Here is a 20,756-nt window from a genome sequence, read left to right as displayed (position 1 = left end):
ACGTCAGCCGCGGAAGGCGCGGTGCGAGATCAGGTGGACCGCGTCGTTGCCGCACCCGGTCGTGCGGTGCCGGACGAACTGCGACTGCGTCGAGTCCGGCACGTAGACGCGGAACCCGTCGACGGGGGTCGGGCGGCAGCGCGAGCGCGGGTAGTTCACGGCCACGACCTCGTCGACCTGGCTGGTCGCCCGGTCCCCCGGCTCGAGCACGACCCGTGCGCCGGCTGCGCCGTCGCGGTCGGCGGCGGCCCCGACCTGCGTGCCGTCACCTCCACCGACGTAGGACAACCCGCCGAAGCCACGCACCCAGCACGTGCTGTCGCTGGTGTTGCGCAGGCGGAGCGCGCCGTAGCGGTGCCCGACCCCGGCGTCCCGTGCCCGGTAGCTGGCTTTGAGGTCGGCGTTGGTGCACTCCGGGACGGCGGCGGTCGCGCCGGTCACGCTGGTCGCCGCGCTGCGGGTCGGCGGACTCGCGCCCGCCGGCTGCGCGCCGTGCAGGTGCAGCGACGTGGCGAGGAGCACGCCGCAGAGGGCGAGCATGGACCAGAGGGAGCGGTGCCAGACAGAACGGGCCATGGGATCCAGTGTGCGTCGGGCTCGCGCCCGGCCCAAGGACCGAAATGCGCCGGACCCCGGCCTCCCACTGGGAGACCGGGGTCCGAACGGTGACTGCGATCAGTTCTGGTACGAGCCGAAGTCGAAGTCGTCGAGTGCGACGGCCTGCGACGACGGACCGAAGTCGTAGTCGTAGGAGTCGTAGCCGGTGACCGAGTAGGCCGCGGCGCGCGCCTCCTCGGTGGGCTCCACCCGGATGTTGCGGTAGCGCTCGAGGCCGGTGCCGGCCGGGATGAGCTTGCCGATGATCACGTTCTCCTTCAGGCCGCGGAGGCTGTCGGAGCGGCCGTTGATCGCGGCGTCGGTGAGGACTCGGGTGGTCTCCTGGAAGGAGGCCGCCGAGAGCCACGACTCGGTCGCGAGCGAGGCCTTCGTGATGCCCATGAGGACCGGGCGACCCGAGGCCGGCTTGCCGCCCTCGGATACCACGCGACGGTTCTCCTCCTCGAACCGCACCCGGTCGACCAGGTCGGACGGGAGCAGGTTCGTGTCACCGGACTCGATGACCGTCACGCGACGCAGCATCTGCCGCACGATGATCTCGATGTGCTTGTCGTGGATCGACACACCCTGGGACCGGTAGACCTCCTGGACCTCGTCCACGAGGTGCTCCTGGGCCTTGCGGACACCGAGGATGCGCAGCACGTCCTGCGGGTCGGGCGTACCGGAGGTGATGTGGTGACCCACCTCGATGTGGTCGCCGTCCTCGACGTTGAGGCGCGAGCGCTTCGACACCGGGATCTCCTGGACCTCGGAGCCGTCGTCGGGGGTGACCACGACGACGCGAGCCTTGTCGGTCTCCTCGATCTTCACGCGACCGGCGGACTCCGAGATCGGCGTACGACCCTTGGGCGAGCGGGCCTCGAAGAGCTCGACCACACGGGGCAGACCCTGCGTGATGTCGTCCGCGGAGGCCACACCACCGGTGTGGAACGTGCGCATGGTCAGCTGCGTGCCGGGCTCACCGATGGACTGGGCGGCGATGATGCCGACCGCCTCACCGATGTCGACCAGCTTGCCGGTGGCCAGCGAGCGGCCGTAGCACTTGGCGCAGGTGCCGGTGCGGGCGTCGCAGGTCAGGACCGAGCGGACCTTGACCTCGGTCACGCCTGCGGCCACGAGCTCACCGATCTTGACGTCGCCGAGGTCCTCACCGGCGGCGGCGAGGACCTCGCCGGTCTCCGGGTGGGTGACCTCGACCGCGGCGGCCCGGGCGTAGGCCGAGGTCTCCACGTGCTCGTCGTCGATGCGCTTGGGAAGGCCACGCTCGGTGCCGCAGTCGTCCTCACGGATGATGACGTCCTGCGAGACGTCCACCAGACGACGGGTCAGGTAGCCCGAGTCGGCGGTGCGCAGCGCGGTGTCGGCGAGGCCCTTGCGGGCACCGTGGGTCGAGATGAAGTACTCGAGCACCGAGAGGCCCTCGCGGAAGTTGGCCTTGATCGGGCGCGGGATGATCTCGCCCTTCGGGTTGGCCACCAGACCACGCATGGCCGCGACCTGCCGGATCTGGTTCATGTTTCCGGAGGCACCCGAGTCGACCATCATGTAGATCGGGTTCTTGCGGTCGAAGTTGGTCTCCATCGCGCGACCGACCTCGGCAGCAGCCTGGGTCCACAGCTCGATGAGCTCCTGACGACGCTCGTCGTCGGTCATCACACCGCGCTCGTAGTTCTTCTGGACCTTCTCGGCCTGGGCCTCGTAGCGGCCCAGGATCTCGGCCTTGCTGTCCGGCGTGGTGACGTCGTCGATCGAGACGGTCACGCCCGAGCGGGTGGCCCAGTGGAAGCCGGCGTCCTTGAGGGCGTCGAGCGAGGCGGCGACCTGGACCTTGGTGTAGCGCTCGGCCAGGTCGTTGACGATGGCACCGAGGCGCTTCTTGCCGACCTCCTCGTTCACGAACGGGTAGTCCGCGGGGAGGGTGTCGTTGAAGAAGACCCGGCCCAGCGTCGTCTCGAGCAGGATCGCGGTGCGGTCCTCCCAGTCGGCACCGAGCTCGAGGTCGAGCGGGGGCACGATGTCGTTGAGACGGATGCGGACCTTGCTCTGCAGCGTGATCTCGCGACGGTCGAAGGCCATGATCGCCTCGGCCGGCGACGAGAAGACACGACCCTCGCCGGGCTCGCCGTCGCGGTCCGACGTCAGCCAGAACAGACCGATGATCATGTCCTGCGAGGGCATGGTCACCGGACGGCCGTCCGACGGCTTGAGGATGTTGTTGGTCGACAGCATCAGGATGCGGGCCTCGGCCTGCGCCTCCGCGGAGAGCGGCAGGTGGACGGCCATCTGGTCACCGTCGAAGTCGGCGTTGAACGCGCCGCACACGAGCGGGTGGAGCTGGATGGCCTTGCCCTCGATCAGCTGCGGCTCGAAGGCCTGGATGCCGAGGCGGTGCAGCGTCGGCGCACGGTTGAGCAGCACCGGGTGCTCGGTGATGACCTCTTCGAGCACGTCCCAGACCTCGGCCCGGATGCCGCGCTCGACCATCCGCTTGGCGGACTTGATGTTCTGCGCGTGCGACAGGTCGACGAGGCGCTTCATCACGAACGGCTTGAAGAGCTCGAGCGCCATCTGCTTGGGCAGGCCGCACTGGTGCAGCTTGAGCGTCGGGCCCGAGACGATGACCGAACGACCGGAGTAGTCGACGCGCTTGCCGAGCAGGTTCTGGCGGAAGCGACCCTGCTTGCCCTTGAGCATGTCGGAGAGCGACTTGAGCGGGCGGTTGCCCGGACCGGTGACGGGACGGCCGCGACGACCGTTGTCGAAGAGGCTGTCGACAGCCTCCTGCAGCATCCGCTTCTCGTTGTTGACGATGATCTCGGGCGCGCCGAGGTCGAGCAGTCGCTTGAGGCGGTTGTTGCGGTTGATGACGCGGCGGTAGAGGTCGTTCAGGTCGGAGGTGGCGAAGCGGCCACCGTCGAGCTGGACCATCGGGCGCAGGTCCGGCGGGATCACCGGCACGGCGTCGAGCACCATGCCGATGGGCTGGTTGCCGGTCTTGCGGAAGGCGTCGACGACCTTGAGGCGCTTGAGGGCGCGGACCTTGCGCTGGCCCTTGCCGTTGGCGATGGTGTCGCGCAGCGACTCCACCTCGGCCTCGATGTCGAAGTCCTGGAGGCGCTTCTGGATCGCCGTGGCGCCCATGAAGCCCTCGAAGTACTTGCCGAACCACGTCTTCATCTCGCGGTAGAGGAGCTCGTCGCCGAGCAGGTCCTGCACCTTGAGGTTCTTGAACGTGTCCCAGACCTCCTCCAGCCGCGCGATCTCGCGGTTGGCGCGGTCACGGAGCTGGTTCATCTCGCGGTCGGCACCGTCGCGCACCTTGCGCTTGGCGTCGGCCTTGGCGCCCTCGGCCTCGAGGGTGGCGAGGTCCTCCTCGAGCTTCTTGGCGCGGTCCTCGACGGAGGCGTCGCGGCGCTTCTCGAGCCGCTCGCGCTCCAGGCCGACCTTGTTCTCGAGGGAGTCCTGGTCGCGGTGACGGGCGTCCTCGTCGACCGAGGTGATCATGTAGGCGGCGAAGTAGATGACCTTCTCGAGGTCCTTCGGCGCCAGGTCGAGCAGGTAGCCCAGGCGCGACGGGACGCCCTTGAAGTACCAGATGTGGGTCACGGGAGCAGCGAGCTCGATGTGGCCCATGCGCTCACGACGCACCTTGGAGCGGGTGACCTCGACGCCACAGCGCTCGCAGATGATGCCCTTGAAGCGCACGCGCTTGTACTTGCCGCAGTAGCACTCCCAGTCCCGGGTGGGACCGAAGATCTTCTCGCAGAAGAGGCCGTCACGCTCGGGCTTGAGCGTGCGGTAGTTGATGGTTTCCGGCTTCTTGACCTCGCCGTGGCTCCACGTCCGGATGTCCTCCGGGGTGGCCAGGCCGATCTGAAGCTGGTCGAAGAAGTTAACGTCGAGCACGATGGCTGCAGTCCTTCGTTAGTACGTGGAAAGTTGAGCTGGGGACTGGGGGACGTACGCCGGCCGGAGCCGGCGTACGTGCACCTCAGACTTCTTCGACGGAGCTGGGCTCGCGGCGGGACAGGTCGATGCCGAGCTCCTCGGCCGCCCGGAAGACGTCTTCCTCGGCGTCCTTGAGCGAGATCGTGGAGCCGTCCTGCGACAGCACCTCCACGTTGAGGCAGAGCGACTGCATCTCCTTGACGAGCACCTTGAACGACTCGGGGATGCCGGAGTCGGGGATGTTCTCGCCCTTGACGATGGCCTCGTAGACCTTCACGCGTCCCGGCACGTCGTCGGACTTGATCGTCAGCAGCTCCTGGAGGGCGTAGGCAGCGCCGTAGGCCTCCATCGCCCAGACCTCCATCTCGCCGAACCGCTGACCGCCGAACTGGGCCTTTCCGCCCAGGGGCTGCTGCGTGATCATCGAGTAGGGGCCGGTCGAGCGAGCGTGGATCTTGTCGTCGACGAGGTGGTGGAGCTTGAGGATGTACATGTAGCCCACGGCCACCGGCTCCGGGAACGGCTCGCCCGTGCGACCGTCGAAGAGGGCGGCCTTGCCGTCCTCCTTGACCATCCGCTCGCCGTCGCGGTTCGGGAGGGTCGCACCGAGCAGGCCGGTGATCTCGTCCTCGCGCGCACCGTCGAACACCGGGGTGGCGACCTTGGTGTTCGGGTCGGCCTTCTCGGCGCCGATCTTGATCAGGCGCTTCTTCCAGTCCGACTCGCCCTTCTCGCCGGAGAGGTTGAGGTCCCAACCCTGCTTGGCGAGCCAGCCGAGGTGGAGCTCGAGGATCTGGCCGATGTTCATGCGTCGCGGCACACCCAGCGGGTTGAGCACCACGTCGACCGGGGTGCCGTCCTCCATGAACGGCATGTCCTCGACCGGCAGGATCTTGGCGATGACGCCCTTGTTGCCGTGGCGGCCGGCGAGCTTGTCACCGACGGAGATCTTGCGCTTCTGGGCGACGTAGACGCGGACCAGCTGGTTGACGCCCGGAGGAAGGTCGTCGCCGTCCTCGCGGTCGAAGACCCGCACGCCGATGACCGTGCCGGACTCACCGTGGGGCACCTTCATCGAGGTGTCGCGCACCTCACGCGCCTTCTCGCCGAAGATCGCGCGGAGCAGGCGCTCCTCGGGGGTGAGCTCGGTCTCGCCCTTGGGCGTGACCTTGCCGACCAGGATGTCACCGGTGGTGACCTCGGCGCCGATGCGGATGATGCCGCGCTCGTCGAGGTCGGCCAGGCCCTCCTCGGAGATGTTCGGGATGTCCCGGGTGATCTCCTCGGGGCCGAGCTTGGTGTCGCGGGCGTCGACCTCGTGCTCCTCGATGTGGATCGAGGTGAGGACGTCCTCCTGCACCAGGCGCTGGCTGAGGATGATCGCGTCCTCGTAGTTGTGACCCTGCCAGGGCATGAAGGCGACGAGCAGGTTGGTGCCCAGCGCCATCTCGGCGTCGTCGGTGCAGGGACCGTCGGCGATCGGCGTGCCGACCTCGAGGCGGTCACCGGCCTTCACCAGCGGGCGCTGGTTGATGCAGGTGCCCTGGTTGGAGCGACGGAACTTCGCCATCTTGTAGGTCTGGTAGGTGCCGTCGTCGTTCATCGTCTCGATGGCGTCGGCGGACACCTCCTTCACCACACCGGCGGCGTCGGCGACGACCACGTCACCGGCGTCGACGGCGGCGCGGTACTCCATGCCGGTGCCGACCAGCGGGCTGTCGCTGGTGATCAGCGGGACGGCCTGGCGCTGCATGTTGGCACCCATGAGGGCACGGTTGGCGTCGTCGTGCTCGAGGAAGGGGATCAGGGCCGTCGCGACCGACACCATCTGGCGCGGCGAGACGTCCATGTAGTCGACCTCTTCGGCGAGGATCGCGTCGACCTCACCGTTCTTCTGCCGGACGAGCACGCGCTCCTCGGCGAACTTCATCTTCGCGTCGAGCGGGGCGTTGGCCTGCGCGATGACGTAGCGGTCCTCGTCGTCGGCGGTGAGGTAGTCGATCTCGTCGGTGACGACACCCTTCACCACGCGGCGGTAGGGGGTCTCGACGAAGCCGAACGGGTTGATCCGACCGTAGGAGGCCAGCGAGCCGATGAGGCCGATGTTCGGGCCTTCCGGGGTCTCGATGGGGCACATGCGGCCGTAGTGCGACGGGTGGACGTCACGGACCTCCATGCCGGCGCGGTCGCGCGAGAGACCACCGGGGCCGAGGGCCGAGAGGCGACGCTTGTGCGTCAGTCCGGCGATCGGGTTGGTCTGGTCCATGAACTGCGAGAGCTGCGAGGTGCCGAAGAACTCCTTCAGCGCCGCGACCACGGGACGGATGTTGATCAGGGACTGCGGCGTGATGGCCTCGACGTCCTGGGTCGTCATCCGCTCGCGCACCACGCGCTCCATGCGGGCCAGGCCCGTGCGGAGCTGGTTCTGGATGAGCTCGCCGACCGTGCGCATGCGGCGGTTGCCGAAGTGGTCGATGTCGTCGGCCTGGACCTTGACGGGCGCGCCGTCAGGACCCTCGACGACGTTGCCCTCGGCGTCGACCAGGTCGGGAGCCTCGACCGTGACACCCGCGGCGTGCAGCTGCACGACGTAGCGGATGGCGGCCACGACGTCGTCGATGGTCAGCGTCTGCTGGTCGAACGCCTCGTGGAGGCCGAGCTTCTTGTTGATCTTGTAGCGGCCGACCTTCGCCAGGTCGTAGCGCTTGCCGTTGAAGTAGTAGTTGTTCAGCAGCGTCTGCGCGGCCTCGGCCGTCGGCGGCTCGCCCGGGCGGAGCTTGCGGTAGATGTCGAGCAGCGCGAGGCGGGTGACCTCGTCGTTGACCTGCTCGGCGGTCGGGGCCTCGCCCCGCGCCTTCTTCTGCAGCTCCTCGTGGACGACCTCGTAGCGGACGCTGTCCTTCTCGAGCGTCAGCATCATGGACTCGTACTGACCGAACTCCTCGCGGATCTGGTCGGTGGTCCAGCCGAGCGCCTTGAGCAGCACGGTGACGTTCTGCTTGCGCTTGCGGTCGAGGCGCACGCCGACGAGGTCGCGCTTGTCGATCTCGAACTCGAGCCAGGCGCCGCGGCTCGGGATGAGCTTGGCGGTGTAGATGTCCTTGTCGGACGTCTTGTCCGGGGTCGACTCGAAGTAGACGCCCGGCGAGCGGACGAGCTGCGACACGACGACGCGCTCGGTGCCGTTGATGATGAAGGTGCCCTTGCGGGTCATCATCGGGAAGTCGCCCATGAAGACCGTCTGGCCCTTGATCTCGCCGGTCTCGTGGTTCATGAACTCGGCGGAGACGTAGAGCGGGCGGGAGTAGGTGAAGTCCTTCTCCTTGCACTCCTCCTCGGTGTACTTCTCGTCGAGGAAGACGGGGTTGTCGAAGGAGAGCATCATCGTCTCGGAGAAGTCCTCGATCGGGGAGATCTCCTCGAAGATCTCCTGCAGACCGGTCTTCTCGGAGACGTCCTCACCGGCGGCCCTGCGGGCAGCCACCTCCGCCTCCCAGCGCTCGCCACCGACCAGCCAGTCGAAGCTGGACGTCTGGAGCGAGATGAGCGGGGGAACCTCGAGAGGTTCGGTGATCTTTGCGAAAGAGGTGCGACGGTGGTTACCAGCGGAGCTGCGCGCGGCCAAGAGGTGTCCTCACAAATGATCCAAGTGATCTCGGCGCCGGCCGACCACCGCAACAGCCGTCCGGAGGGCGTCGGGCATCTGAGGGCAGGCGCAAGGACCTACGGTAGCGGAAAAGTGGACACGCCACAAACGCGGGGCCCATTTCTGGTCGCCCTCACGGAAGGAGAGTTCCACGCGTTGGCCACGACTATGAACTCCGAAGTGGCGCCGGTCAAGCAGAACGCGCCGATTCCCGGTGTCCTGTGGATGTCCTGTGGCGGTCGCGCCCCGGGACCAGGCCTAGACGTACTGACCCGGCAGGTTGGTCACACGGCTGATGGGCGGGTGGCCTGCGAGTGAGCTGTGTGCACGGTGATGGTTGTAGATGTGTAGCCAGGCTGGCAAGCCCCGTCGTCGGGCGGTCTCGCTGTAGTACGGCTTGGCGTAGGCCCACTCGGTGAGCAGGGTGCGGTTGAAGCGTTCTGCCTTGCCGTTGGTTTGAGGTCGGTAGGGACGGGTGCGGCTGTGTCGGCATCCGGTCTCGTCAATGGCCTCGGCCCTCGTGCGTGAGCGGTAGCAGGCGCCGTTGTCGGTCAGGACTCGACGGATGTGGATGCCGATGGCGTTGAACCACGCCACGGCTCGACGTCAGAACCCGGCCGCGGTGGCGCCCTGCTCGTCGGAGTGGATCTCGCAGTAGGCCAGTCGGGTGTGGTCGTCGATCGCGGTGTGGATGTAGGCGTAGCCCAGGTTCGGTCGGCCGTGGACCTTGCGGGCCCGGTCCGGGTCGCGGTGCGCCTGGCTGTTCACCCCGCCCTGGCTGCGGCCGTGGATGCGCCAGCCGCCGCCGTCGGGGATGTTGCCGAGCTTCTCGATGTCGACGTGGACCAGATCGCCCGGGTGCGGGTGCTCGTAGCGCACCACGGCGTCACGGCGGACCGGCAGGCCGGTGGCGCGATCGATCCCGACCAGCTTGGGCAGTCCAAGCCGCGCGATCACCCGTCCCACCGTGGAAGAGTTCATGTCGAGGCGGCCGGCGATCTGCACGGGGCCGAGTTGTTTGGTGGTGCGCAGGTGCTTGATCTTGGCCTCGAGCCGGCGGCTGGTCCGTCGTGGCGAGTGGTGTGGCCGGCTGGATCGGTCGCCCATAGCTGAGGGACCGTGCTCGCGGTAGCGATCAGCCCACCGCTTCACGGTCGTGGGTGAGACCTGGAACCGCTCGGCAGCACGTCGTAGCGGCCAACCGTCCTCGACGACACAGCGGGCCAGATACAGCCGCCCTCGCGGGGTCAGCGTGGCATTAGCGTGGGACATGGAGACCTCCGGATCTGGGGTGCGAATGCGTGGTTGCTTCACACCTCACCCGGAGGTCTCCATCTCGTCTAGACCCAGTCAGCTGTCACCAACCTCTGTGGTCAGTACACCTAGCCCACGGCGCCAGGCGCACCCGCAAACTCGCGCAGACCAAGAGGCGCCCTGACCAGTACGCCGTTCCCGCTGCTCTATGCCGACGGGTCCTACGCGCGCACGCCGAGGCGCTGGCCTTGCCGACACGCCCAAACCGAAGGGACACCGCGCCTTCTCCCGCGACGACGAGAACCGCCACCTCTCCCACGCCCTCGCCATCGGCACCCTCGCGTGGGGCGCGCGACGCCAGCGACCTCGCCCGCACCGAGCGTCTCGCCCACATCATCGGACTGATCGTGGATGGCTGGCCGATGAAGTACTGGTTGTACTTCGTTCAGGACACCGAACCCCGCACGACCGTCGACGAGCTCGCGGCCGCGGTCGGTTGGTAAGCCGGAGGACCTCTTGAAGTGACGAGTGGGCTGCAACCTCATGGAGTGGCGGGTGAGAGATGGGCGACTCGAGACACGCTGAGAAGAGCCGCGAGGGGTCCCGACGGCTGGGTAGAGTCGACCGTATGTCGACGTCTCGGAACCCCGCTCACCTCATCGTGCTGGGAGATCGTCGGGGCATAGGCTGGGTGCTCGACAACGAGACTGTGGCGTTCCCTGAACAGCGGTACAAGAACACGTTCCCGAACTTCGTGAGGGGGGACGTCATCTACCTATACGCGACTCGCGGGGCGTTCCACAACCCGACGCGAGACAAGGGCCGGATCTTCGCCCGCGCCGTCGTGCGCGGGCCCGTAGAGCGCACCAAGGCGCCCCTCACATTTCGGGACCGTGTGCACCCTCTCCTGATGCCGGTGAGCGTCGAGCGGCTGGCGCCTGCGCTCGAAGGTGTGGACCTGGCGGACCTGGTCCCGAGGATGACTTCGTTCCCGAAACCTGAGACCTGGTCCGTGTACCTCAGGCGAAGCACGTGCCCGCTCACGCCCGAAGACGCGAAGCTCGTCGACGCGAAGTTGAAGAAGGTGTCGGGTCCGCTTACGGACCACCTTGAGGACTACCTCAGGTTGGCCCGGACGGGTCTGGTCTACGCGGGGCATGAACGGTGAATGTGATGTCGGTGGAGGGAGGCACGATGCACGGAGTGCAGATGGAAACGATCGAGCAGCTGGTTGCTGCGTGTTTGGCCCTTGGGGCTGAGGACGTGTCTGGGTGGAGTGAGGCTGAGAAGGAGCTCGCCAACACAGCAGCGCAGCCTGTGTCTGCCGTCAATGAACTGCGCGCAGCCATCCTCGCCGGCATGGACCCGCTCGGAGACGCGTTCTGCCGCATCCGCTCCGCCGAAGACCGGCGCCCCCAGGGACAGACGTATACACCTGCACCCATCGTCAACGCGATGATCGCTTGGACCCTCACTCAGCCGTCCCCTGCACGCGTCGTAGACCCGGGTGTTGGCTCCGCTCGCTTCCTCCTCGCCGCAGCGACAGCGCACCCCGACGCCGAACTCATCGGCGCAGACCTCGACCCCATCGCCGGCCTCATGGCTCGCGCCAACCTCGCCACAGCAGGACACTCCGAGCGAGCACGTATCGAGCTGATCGACTACCGCTCCCTGAACCTGCCCAAGATCGAAGGCACGACGGCGTACGTCGGCAACCCCCCGTACGTTCGCCACCACGGCATCACTCCCGCCTGGAAGAAGTGGCTGACGGCAACCAGCCAGCTACATGGCTACAAGGCCTCCCAACTCGCCGGGCTCCACGTTCACTTCTTCCTCGCCACCCTCAGCCACGCCCGCACCGGCGACTACGGCACGTTCGTCACCTCGTCCGAATGGCTCGACGTCAACTACGGCTCCCTCGTACGACAGCTCCTAGTCGATGGGCTCGGCGGTGAGTCCATCCACGTCGTCGACCCAACCGCTCTCCCGTTCAGCGATGCCGCTACCACGGCAGCCATCACCTGCTACCAGGTTGGCAAGCCGGTGGAGTCGATCCGAATGCACCCGGTCAAGAGCCTGGATGACCTCGGCAAGCTCAGCGGGGGCCAGGAGGTCGCACGGCAGCGTCTCGTCGAGGCACCGCGGTGGTCTCCCCTGCTTCGCACCGCGGCGAAGCTCCCCGACGGGTACGTCGAACTCGGCGAACTGGCTCGTGTCCACCGCGGCACCGTCACCGGCGCCAACAGGGTCTGGGTGCAGCACCGCGGCGCCGTGGACCTTCCTCACAGCGTGCTCATGTCCTCCGTGACCAAGGCTCGCGAACTCTTCGAGGCCGGCGACTCGCTGACAGACGACTCGGCACTGCGGGTCGTCATCGACCTGCCCACTGACCTCGACGTGTTCGACGCAGACGAGAAGAAGGCCGTTGAGCGCTTTCTACGACGCCCCGAGGTCAAGGCGACGAAGAGCGGGTATGTCGCCACCAACCGTCGTGCCTGGTGGTCCGTCGGACTACGAAAGCCAGCACCGATCCTTGCCACCTACATGGCGCGACGCCCCCCGGCCTTCGTCCGCAACATCGCTGAGGCTCGGCATATCAACATCGCTCACGGCGTGTACCCGCGCCAAGCTATGAGCGAGCCGGCCATCGCTCGCCTGGGCGACCACCTGCGCGTTTCGGTCACGCTCGGCCAGGGCCGCACGTACGCTGGCGGCCTCACGAAGTTCGAGCCGCGGGAGATGGAGCGGCTCCCCGTGCCGAACCTGGAGATCCTCAACGATGCCGATGCACAGCTGGACTCGGGACGAGCTGTCCTCTGACCGAGCAGAGTCGACCCAACGATTCCGCGACGAACGCATCGACGAACCTCTCGACCACTACCTCGACTTCTACTCCGAGGCGTACGCGGTGTTCTCCGACATCCTTGAGGTGTCCGCTGACCTGACGATGGCGAACTCCAACGCTCAGGAGATGCTCGCCACCCGAGCCCGCATCGACCTATGCCGGTACATCGCTTCGCCGCCGCTGTCAGCCGACGACCTGAAGACGCTCGCGGACACGTCTCTGGCCCCGACCGTCATCGCCAAGGACCCGTCGGTCGCACTCAACATCATCGAGATCATCTTCCTTGGACTCGATCGAGAGCGGTTTCCGTGGGTTGGCGAGGGCCGCGACGCCACCGAGGCAGAGCGTCACACGGCACTCGTCGCGACCTCCGCGATGTTCGCCTTCCGCAAGGTGGAGACCTGGCGACGCAGTCGGGGCGCGAGCCTAGAAGCTGAGGTCAAGGCCAAGCTCGTGGAGGCGGGCTTCCGCGAAGTGCCGCCCGTCAAGATCAAGAACTCGAGCCAAGGACCGAAGGCGGGAGAGTTCTCCGGCGAAGCCTCCGTTGCGGGCGGCAAGGCGGACATCGTTGTGCGTCTGCACGACGGCCGACTGATGCCGATCGAGTGCAAAGTGTCGAACAGCGAGGTCAACTCCTACAAGCGACTCATTCACGACTGCGGCGAGAAGGCCCAGGCATGGGTGAACGAGCTTGGCCCAGCGAACTGCGTCCCGGTCGCCGCCCTGCAAGGTGTGTTCTCGCTGAAGAACCTCGTGAAGGCTCAGAACATGGGGCTGAAGCTGGTATGGGAGCACAACCTGGACGCGCTGGCCGAGTTCATTGAGAGCGCCCGCTAGGCGGCCAGCCGCAGCATCCGGCGACATACTCTGGCCTCGTGTCCGATGAACCAGAGACCCCCGACGCCAAGCCCGAGCGCACGCTCGCGGAGATCATCGCGGACCTGACGTGGGAGGACCTCGTCGCTGACGGCTTCATCACGATCGAAGAGATCGAGGCAGACCTCCGCGCTCGGGGTCTCGACCCGAACAAGTACGACTACCTTTACGAGTAGCCACGACATGGCGAAGGGCCGGCACCAGGTGACTGATGCCGGCCCTTCTGTGTTCATGTCAGGCGGTCTTGTCCCGGCCCTTCGCGATGCGACGCACGTTGCCCTCGCGCTGCCACTGGTGCGCCATCTTCACGACCTCCATCGGGACGCGGAAGCCGAGCGCACGCTGGTAGCCCTTGACGCTCTGGTCGTACGCCGTCTCGAGCAGCTCGTCCACCTCCTCCTCGAGGATGCCCTTGTCGATGAGCTGCTGGGTCAGGCGCCGGATCGGACGCGTGAAGCCCTTCAGCGAGCGGCCCTGTTCGTACTTGGCGAGCTCGTACACGTCGTCGCGCGACACGAAGCCCGTGCCGCTGCTGATCGCGCGCAGGATGACGGCCGCCTGCGCCGGGTAGGAGAGCAGCTTGCCGTAGATCTCGTCGAACGCCTCGCCGTTCCACCCGGACGGCTCGTAGTCGTCGGAGTCGTCCGCGTGGGTGAGGGTGGGGCCGTTGACCGCCTGGACGGAGAGCCGGTCGATGAGCTCGAGGAGCTCGGTTCGGGCCGAGGTTGGCCAGTTGGTGACGTCGGCGGTGATGGTGACCGCCGTGCTGTTGGTGCTGATCATGAGATGCTCCTAGGTGCTGGCCTTGGGGCGGAGATCTCTAGCGGGAGTTCGCCCCAAGGCTGGTGTTGTTCTGTCGCAAGAACTCTAGCGCATATGTCACTGAGCACAACATGGTGTGTGTACAGGTAGAGATGCGGCAGAGTTTGGGGACAGTCTTGCGGCGATCCACTCAGCGCTTCTTGCCTAGGCTGGGCAGCCCGCCGCGCACCACATGGACTGGGTTCTGGCCTTTGCCGGTCGCTGACGTGCGGCTCGTTTGGCGGCCTTGATGCGGTCTGCCATCGGGTCCTGAGCTGCCTTGCGCGCAGCTGCGGCTCGACGCTTGCTGAGGGCTTTGCGCTGGCTTCTTGAGAGGGTCTGGCCGGTGTCCTCGCACATCCCACATTGTCCCATTTCGGCCCCCTGCCTGGGGGCGTCTGAGCAGGACCCGTGTCCCCTAGGACTATCAGTGACAGACGGAGGAACCCGGTGCCGGCGAAGCGCACACCCGTAGATACGGAACGCATCGTTGAGATGTACCTCGACGGTGCGTCGTACCAAGCAATCGCGGTGGCCGCGGGCTGCTCGAACGATGACGTGGCGCCACTCTGGGTCGAGCCCCGCGACTTCGGGCTGTGGATCATCAACTGGCCAGCGCGTTGCAGCGGCAGGCTGTATCAAACCGATAAAGGCTATGAGAGGACTCGGCATGCACCCGACTGAACTGTTGAGCCTGATCCGCGATCAGATAGCTGAAATGCAGGCACTTAGCGATGACAACTTCGCTGACGCGCTTCGCTTAGCCGACTCGGTTGCCGCAGCATTCACCGCCCTCGACGAAGGATTAATGGCTGGCGCGACACTGCCACCCGAATGGTCAACCCGCGACGCTATCGCGCACGATCCGAAGGGGTCGTAGCACTTGGGGACTCATGGAAAGACCGAACCAAAGTTGTACGCCGGCCTCCGAAGGCCGACTACCCCGTTCAAGAACATCGCGGCCGCGATGGGCGTACTCAGCACGAGCATGACGAAGGGCCGGCACCAAAGTGATCTGTTGCCGGCTCTCTTGGTCCGTCAGGACCTCTTGTTCTCTAGCGCCTTCCTGAGGCCTCTGCCGTCATCCACCCTTGGACCACCTTGACGAAGTCCAGCGGCACGAAGAAGCCGCGGGCGCGCTGGAAGCCTTGATGTTCGGGTCGTAATCAGGCGGCAGCAGGTCCTCCGCGTTGTCGGGAGACAGGCCCTTGTCCTGGTAGATCTGACGCCCTGCAGGCGGCAGGCCGAACGCGAAACACCGCCGAAGCGACGCACAGCCGAGCTCACAACCAAGTGATACTCGGGCACCACCGGGGGCAAGTCGAAGGAGCGTGCAAGCGACGAACCATGCGCCAGATCAAACGCGCGGTTCTGAGGTGGCTCGCGTGTATGTCAGGCCCGCGTTTCCCGAACTTGCTGGTTTCGTCGTCGGCAATGTCATCGAGATCCTCGCCGAGAGTGCCGCGTCCAGCAGACTTCGCCCTATCCCTGGACCGGCGACGTGACGAGGTCGTCGACCAGCCACTCCCCGTCGACGAGCTGCATCGAGAGCGTCACCTGGTCCTTGTAGACGACCGGCTCCGAGCTCAGCTTGTTGGTCGTCGGACGGTCCACGAAGACCAGCACCTGCACCCGGTCCGTGCTCGCGCGCACGATCCCGGAGGCGACCACCTCGGCGCTGACCTTCGTCCTGGTCTGGGGCGCGTTCTCCTCCAGCACCGCGAAGAGCTTGTCGTACTCCTCGCGGTAGCTGCCGGTCATCAGTGCCTGCGCGGCCCTCTGGTCGTCGGCGAGGTGCTCGTAGTCGTAGGACAGCACGGGTACGACGGCGCGCTCGGCCGCGACCTGGGCGTCGCGGGCAGCGGAGCCGCCCGCGCCGGAGTCGGCGCTGGTCCACATCCACGCGGTCACCGCGACGAGGCCGGCCGCGACGATCGCCAGGCCCGCGAGCAGCCACGACGGCACGCCACCGGGCGTCGCGTCGTCGGAACCGGGTCCGGTGACGGGCGCCGGGGCGCCCTCCTCGACCAGCGGCGGCGTGGCGCGGTCGACGGACGCGGGCGCCGGGGCCTCGTCCGCGACCGGGTCGTCGTCGACGACCACCGGGTGCTCGGCGTCGTACGACGACCGCGCGACGGGGTCGAGCAGCACCCGGGCCGCCCGGTTGAGGGCGTCGAAGCGCCGGTCGCCGGGCTCGAGGTCGGCGATCTGCGACTTCCAGGCCGCGCGGATCTCGTCGGTCGAGGCGTCGCGGTCGACGTCGAGGAGGTCGTACCAGGTGGGGACGTCGCTCACGGAGTGCTCCCCTCGGTCGGCGTCGCGCCGCCGGTGCCCGAGCCGTCGTCGGGTGAGCTGACGGGGGTGAAGTCGTCGACGAGCCAGTCGCCTTCGATCTTGACGAGGTCGACGGTGAACCGGAACGGCAGCGGCTCCTGGTCGACGGTCTTCGCCTTCGCGCCCTCCCCCTGGGTGTAGCTGTCGGTGAAGGCACCGGCGACCAGCACCCGCGCGGAGTCGTCGTCGATGGAGGAGACGGCCGTGGCGAACACGTCGGCGCTGCGGGTGATCCCGCCCTGGGCGACGAGCTGCTCGGCGGTCGCGACCTCCTTGTCGAAGTCGGCGGCGAACTTGGGCGTGATGACCTCGCGGACCTGGGAGCGGTAGTCGGGCATCTGGCCCGACTCGTCGAGCATGTCGGGGCTGTAGGTGCCGAGGCGCTTGACGAACTGGCTGGTCAGGCTCATCACCTGCTCGCGCTCGTCGGGCAGGGTGAGGCCGCCGTCGGCCTCGGCACGTGAGCTGGTCGAGAGCCACACCACGAGGCCGAGGCACACCACCACGACCAGCGCCAGTGCCGCGGCGATCGCCGTGCGGACCCGGGGGGTCAGTCGCGTGCCAGCAGGGGCTGGAGGTAGAGCCACTTCCACGTCTCCTCTCCGAGACTGGCCGGGGCCACGCTACCGCCGCGCTCCAGCCGCTCGATGGCGGCGGGATCGGAGGTCAGGGTGCCCGTGTCGGGGTCGTAGGCGAGGTCGGCCGGACCCCATCCGGTGGCCGCGCGCGGCGCCTGGATGTTCTGCGCACCGCGGGCGTTGGTCTCCGAGGCGGGGGACGTGCAGCGGGTGTCCTCCTTCATCGGGCGGTTGCTGCCGTCCTGCGGCGGACGGCGGTCGGTGTTCTCGTAGCCGGCGTGGCACACCGCGGGGTCCTGGGTCAGGACCAGGCCGAAGTGGGCGTCGTAGAGGCCGGTGCCGGGCGACTTCGACACGACGGTGAAGCTGCCCTCGACGACGTACGGGTAGATCACGAGCAGCTGCTCGATGCCGTCGAGGTGCTTGACCACGACCTCGCCGGTGGTGACGAGGTTGTTGATCAGGTCGCCGAGCTCGACCTCGTTGTCCTCGAGGAAGGTGCGCAGCTCGTTGGCGCCGAGCGAGCCGTCCTCGATGAGCGTGCGGAGGTCCTTGTCGTGGGCGGCGACGGTGGTGGTGAACGACGACAGGTCGCGGGCGAAGCGCCGGAAGGCGCGCTCGGAGTCGACCTGGCCGTCGAGCACGGTGTTGGCGTTGCGGATCAGGTCGACCGTGACGTCGAAGTTCTCGTCGGCCGCGGTGATGAAGTCGTTGCTGGTGTCGAGGATGGTCTGCAGGTCGCGACCGGCGCCCCCGAGCGCGAGGCCCAGCTCCTTCGTCACCGTGCGCAGGTCGTCCTGGTCGACGCTGCGCACCGTCTCGTCGAGGTGGGTCAGCAGGGTGTCGGTCTGGATCGGCGTCGTGGTGCGGTCGCGGGCGATCTCGGAGTCGTCCTGCAGGAACGGGCCCTTGTCGCTCTGCGGCTGGAGCTCGACGTACTGCTCGCCGACGGCCGAGCGGTTGCCGACCAGCGCGTGCGCGTCGGCCGGGATGTCGTCGAACTCGTCGTCGATGTCGAGGACGAGGTCGACGCCGTCGTCGGTGAGGACGAGCTCGCGCACCTCCCCCACCCGGACGCCGCGGTAGGACACCTCGGCGCCCTGGAACGCACCGCCGGAGTCGGCGAAGTGCGCCACCACGGTGTAGCTCTGGTCGACGACCAGCCGGTCGAGCCGGGCGTAGCGGGCACCGACGTAGCTGACCCCGACCAGCGTGATGAGGGCGAAGACGAGGAGCTGGAGCCTGGTCCGACGGGTGATCATCGCTGCACCATCCCCGGGACGAGGAGGCTGACGAGCGCGGGGTCGTAGCGGTCCATGAGGTCGCCGATCGTCGGGTTGCCCGGCCGCGGCTTCTCGTCCGTGCCCGCGCGTGGGAGCCCCGGCAGCCCCGGGAGGAGCGTGGTCGGGATCGGCAGCGTGGGACCCGTGGTCGTCGCGGTCGGGGTGCCGGTCGGGAGCCCGGGCAGCGTCGGCAGCCCGGGGATCAGGTTGAGCTCGCGGCAGATGTCCTTGTCGCGGTTCTCCGACTTCTGGCACTCCTCGCGCAGCTTGGTCAGCTTCTCGAGGTTGGTCAGCACCTTCTGGCAGGCCGCGCTGGTGAGGTCGCCGCTCTGGAGGCAGGCCAGGACGTCGTTGAGGATGACCGTCGGGTCGAGGACCGTGGGCAGGTTGGTCGGCAGGGTCGGCGAGGCGCTGATGCCGCCGAGCAGGTCGAGGTCGAGGGTGATCGACAGGTTGGTGTAGTCGCCCATGTGCAGGTTGCGCGCCACCTGCGGGTCGCGCCCGACGACCTCGTCGACGAACGGGTAGGTCAGGAAGACCTGGAAGGCGTTGGTGAAGTCGTCGCCCGACGCGGCGAGCTGGCTGAGCACCGGGTCGAGCCGCTCGAGCGAGGTGATGGTCGCCCCCTTCGAGCGGGCGATCACGTCGACGGCGACGGCGGAGAGCTGGTCGAGCGACTGGAGCATCTCGACGAGGTCGTCGCGCTGGCGGTTGATCGAGTCGAGGGCGCTGGGCAGCTCGTCGAGCGCCTTGTCGATCGTGGGCAGCTGCTTCTCCGCCTCGATCGCGAGCCGGTTGAGCTTCTCGATCGCGTCGACGATGTCGGCCTTGTTCGCGTCGAGCTGGCCGGTGAACTCGCGCAGGTTGGTCAGCACGTTGCGGGCGGAGTCCTCGCGGCCCTCGAGCGCCTTGTTGAGCTCCTGGGTGATGGTCTTCAGCTGGGCGACGCCGCCGCCGTTGAGGAGCAGGCTGAGGGCACCGAGCACCTCCTCGACCTCGGGGTTGCGGCCGGCGCGCTGGATCGGGATCGTGGCCCCGTCGCCGAGGCGGGCCGGGATGGCGCCCTCGGCCGGCGCGGACAGCTCGACGAACTTCTCGCCGAGCAGGCTCGTCTGGCGCAGCTCGGCGATCGCGTTGCCGGGCAGGTCGACGTCGCGACGCACCTGGAGGGTGACGAGCGCCTGGTAGCCCTCGAGGTCGATCGCGGTCACCTTGCCGACGCTGACGTCGTTGACCTTCACCGTCGACTGCGGGACGAGGTCGAGCACGTCCGCGAACTCGACCTTGATGGTCATCGGGTCGTCCCCCACGTCGGGGCCGCCGGGAAGCGGGAGCGAGTAGACGCTGGCGTCGCACGCGGAGAGCACCAGCGCACCGAAGAGGCACGCCACGAGGGCCGTGAGCCGGGTCATCGGTCCACCTCCACGAGTCCGCCGAGGGAAGGGTCGAAGACGTCGCGGGCCGGCAGCTTCGTCCGGCCGCCGTTGCCGAGCGCGCCGGGCCGCGGGTTGGCCAGCAGGCCGCTGATGGTGTCGCACAGCTGCTCGGACCGGTCGGCCTGGTTGACGAAGCCGCAGAGCAGCGCGGCCGGGTCGAACCGGATCTGGTTGATCGCCTCGCCGAGGTTGGCGCGGGTGTCGAGCGTGCCGGCCTGCGGGTTGTAGGTGAGCGCGAGGTTGTTGAGCGCGGCCGGCGCGGTGTGCAGGATCTCGTCGAGGGCGGCCCGCTGGCGCACGAGCACCTTGGCCACCCGGTTCACGCCGGTGATGTTGCGGCTCAGCGAGTCCTTGTTGTCCTCGACGAACGTCTTGACCTCGGTCAGCGCGGTCGACAGGTTCTTCACCGAGGCGACCAGCTCCTCACGCTCGCCGTCGAGCATCGTCGAGACGTCCGCGAGCGACTGGTTGAACTGCCGGACCGTGTCGTCGTTGTCGGCGAGCGTCTCGAGGAAGCCGTTGAGCGCGTCGACCGAGCCGAAGAGCTCCTCCTTGTTGCCCGACAGGGTGGAGGTGAGCCTGGAGAAGTCCTTGATGGTCTGGCGGAAGGTCGTGCCCTGGCCGCCGAAGTTGTCGGCCGTGACCGCGAGCAGGTCGGACAGCGCGCCCGTCTTGTTGGCACCACGCGGGCCGAGGGCGACGTTGAGCCGGTCGAGGCTGTCGTAGATCTGGTCGAGCTCGAGCGGCTGCGAGGTGCGCTCGATGCCGAGCACGGCCCCGTCGGCGAGCACCTTGCCGGAGCCGGAGTACGCCGGCGTGAGCTGGACGTAGCGGTCGCCCACGACGGACGGCGCGATGATCACCGCCTTCGCGTCGGCCGGCAGCTGCACGTCGTCGTCGTACTGCATCGTGACCGTGACGTCGGTGCCCGTCGGCTCCACCCGGGTGACCGTGCCGACCGGCACGCCGAGCACCCGCACGTCGCTGCCCTCGTAGACCGAGATGGTGCGCGGGAAGTGCGCGACGACGGTCCGGCCGGAGCTGCCGCCGAGGACGCTGATCGCCGCCGCGACGACGAAGGCGAGCACGATCACGGGAACGAGGAAGCGCTTGAGGAGGTCCATCGCACTGTCCATG

General features: G+C 67.6%; 14 protein-coding genes and 1 pseudogene. 5 read left to right on the top strand and 10 right to left on the bottom strand.

Annotated elements, in window-relative coordinates:
• Positions 1 to 3 precede the first annotated feature (3 nt).
• The 4 genes and pseudogenes from BLV76_RS10870 to BLV76_RS10855 form a co-directional block, all read right to left on the bottom strand.
• Positions 4 to 576 carry a DUF4232 domain-containing protein gene (locus tag BLV76_RS10870; RefSeq protein WP_090969139.1) on the bottom strand — a complete coding sequence of 191 codons (573 nt, stop codon included), beginning with the start codon at positions 574 to 576 and terminating at the stop codon, positions 4 to 6.
• Positions 577 to 675: 99 nt separating this feature from the next.
• Positions 676 to 4,524 (bottom strand): DNA-directed RNA polymerase subunit beta', encoded by a 3,849-nt coding sequence (locus BLV76_RS10865; protein WP_090969138.1) that lies wholly within the window; start codon positions 4,522 to 4,524, stop codon positions 676 to 678.
• A gap of 85 nt (positions 4,525 to 4,609) precedes the next feature.
• Complete coding sequence (gene rpoB, locus BLV76_RS10860) at positions 4,610 to 8,191, bottom strand: DNA-directed RNA polymerase subunit beta (protein WP_090969137.1); 3,582 nt, start codon at positions 8,189 to 8,191, stop codon at positions 4,610 to 4,612.
• Between the two features lie 279 nt (positions 8,192 to 8,470).
• A pseudogene (locus BLV76_RS10855) lies at positions 8,471 to 9,484 on the bottom strand (IS481 family transposase).
• Positions 9,485 to 10,094: 610 nt separating this feature from the next.
• Here BLV76_RS10855 and BLV76_RS10850 point away from each other — a divergent pair.
• From BLV76_RS10850 to BLV76_RS22525, 4 genes are read left to right on the top strand one after another with little or no spacing between them, the layout of a single operon-like run.
• The gene (locus tag BLV76_RS10850) at positions 10,095 to 10,634 is read left to right on the top strand and encodes a hypothetical protein (protein WP_139306546.1); all 540 of its coding nucleotides are present in this window, start codon (positions 10,095 to 10,097) and stop codon (positions 10,632 to 10,634) included.
• 26 nt (positions 10,635 to 10,660) lie between these two features.
• The gene (locus tag BLV76_RS10845; RefSeq protein WP_217630320.1) at positions 10,661 to 12,286 is read left to right on the top strand and encodes an Eco57I restriction-modification methylase domain-containing protein; all 1,626 of its coding nucleotides are present in this window, start codon (positions 10,661 to 10,663) and stop codon (positions 12,284 to 12,286) included.
• Positions 12,246 to 13,148, top strand: a complete 903-nt coding sequence (locus BLV76_RS10840) for a XamI family restriction endonuclease (RefSeq protein ID WP_090969135.1) — start codon at positions 12,246 to 12,248, stop codon at positions 13,146 to 13,148. The genes BLV76_RS10845 and BLV76_RS10840 overlap by 41 nt, the downstream gene beginning before the upstream one ends.
• A gap of 38 nt (positions 13,149 to 13,186) precedes the next feature.
• A complete protein-coding gene (locus BLV76_RS22525; protein WP_175539638.1) occupies positions 13,187 to 13,363 on the top strand; it encodes a hypothetical protein in 177 nt (58 codons plus the stop codon).
• 58 nt (positions 13,364 to 13,421) lie between these two features.
• Here the strand turns inward: BLV76_RS22525 and BLV76_RS10835 are convergent, their stop codons facing one another.
• Positions 13,422 to 13,970: a hypothetical protein gene (locus BLV76_RS10835; RefSeq protein WP_090969134.1), complete on the bottom strand. Its 549-nt coding sequence runs from the start codon at positions 13,968 to 13,970 to the stop codon at positions 13,422 to 13,424.
• 688 nt (positions 13,971 to 14,658) lie between these two features.
• On the opposite strand from BLV76_RS10835, the gene BLV76_RS22135 reads away from it, so the two are divergent.
• Entirely contained in the window at positions 14,659 to 14,868 is a 210-nt protein-coding gene (locus BLV76_RS22135) for a hypothetical protein (RefSeq protein WP_139306545.1), read from the top strand.
• A 602-nt stretch (positions 14,869 to 15,470) separates the two neighbouring features.
• Here BLV76_RS22135 and BLV76_RS10830 read toward each other — a convergent pair.
• Genes BLV76_RS10830 through BLV76_RS10810 form a run of 5 tightly spaced genes read right to left on the bottom strand, consistent with a single transcriptional unit; the run spans position 15,471 to position 20,755 of the window.
• Complete coding sequence (locus BLV76_RS10830) at positions 15,471 to 16,283, bottom strand: J domain-containing protein (protein ID WP_090969133.1); 813 nt, start codon at positions 16,281 to 16,283, stop codon at positions 15,471 to 15,473.
• A complete protein-coding gene (locus BLV76_RS10825; protein ID WP_139306544.1) occupies positions 16,280 to 16,909 on the bottom strand; it encodes a hypothetical protein in 630 nt (209 codons plus the stop codon). The genes BLV76_RS10830 and BLV76_RS10825 overlap by 4 nt, the downstream gene beginning before the upstream one ends.
• Entirely contained in the window at positions 16,873 to 18,162 is a 1,290-nt protein-coding gene (locus BLV76_RS10820) for an MCE family protein (RefSeq protein ID WP_090969131.1), read from the bottom strand. The genes BLV76_RS10825 and BLV76_RS10820 overlap by 37 nt, the downstream gene beginning before the upstream one ends.
• A complete protein-coding gene (locus tag BLV76_RS10815) occupies positions 18,159 to 19,595 on the bottom strand; it encodes an MCE family protein (RefSeq protein ID WP_090969130.1) in 1,437 nt (478 codons plus the stop codon). The genes BLV76_RS10820 and BLV76_RS10815 overlap by 4 nt, the downstream gene beginning before the upstream one ends.
• Positions 19,592 to 20,755: an MCE family protein gene (locus BLV76_RS10810; RefSeq protein ID WP_245734629.1), complete on the bottom strand. Its 1,164-nt coding sequence runs from the start codon at positions 20,753 to 20,755 to the stop codon at positions 19,592 to 19,594. The genes BLV76_RS10815 and BLV76_RS10810 overlap by 4 nt, the downstream gene beginning before the upstream one ends.
• Between the last annotated feature and the right edge of the window lies 1 nt (position 20,756).

Source organism: Nocardioides exalbidus, from assembly GCF_900105585.1.
In the GTDB taxonomy this organism is placed as follows: domain Bacteria; phylum Actinomycetota; class Actinomycetes; order Propionibacteriales; family Nocardioidaceae; genus Nocardioides; species Nocardioides exalbidus.
This window is presented reverse-complemented; position numbering and strand designations above follow the sequence as displayed.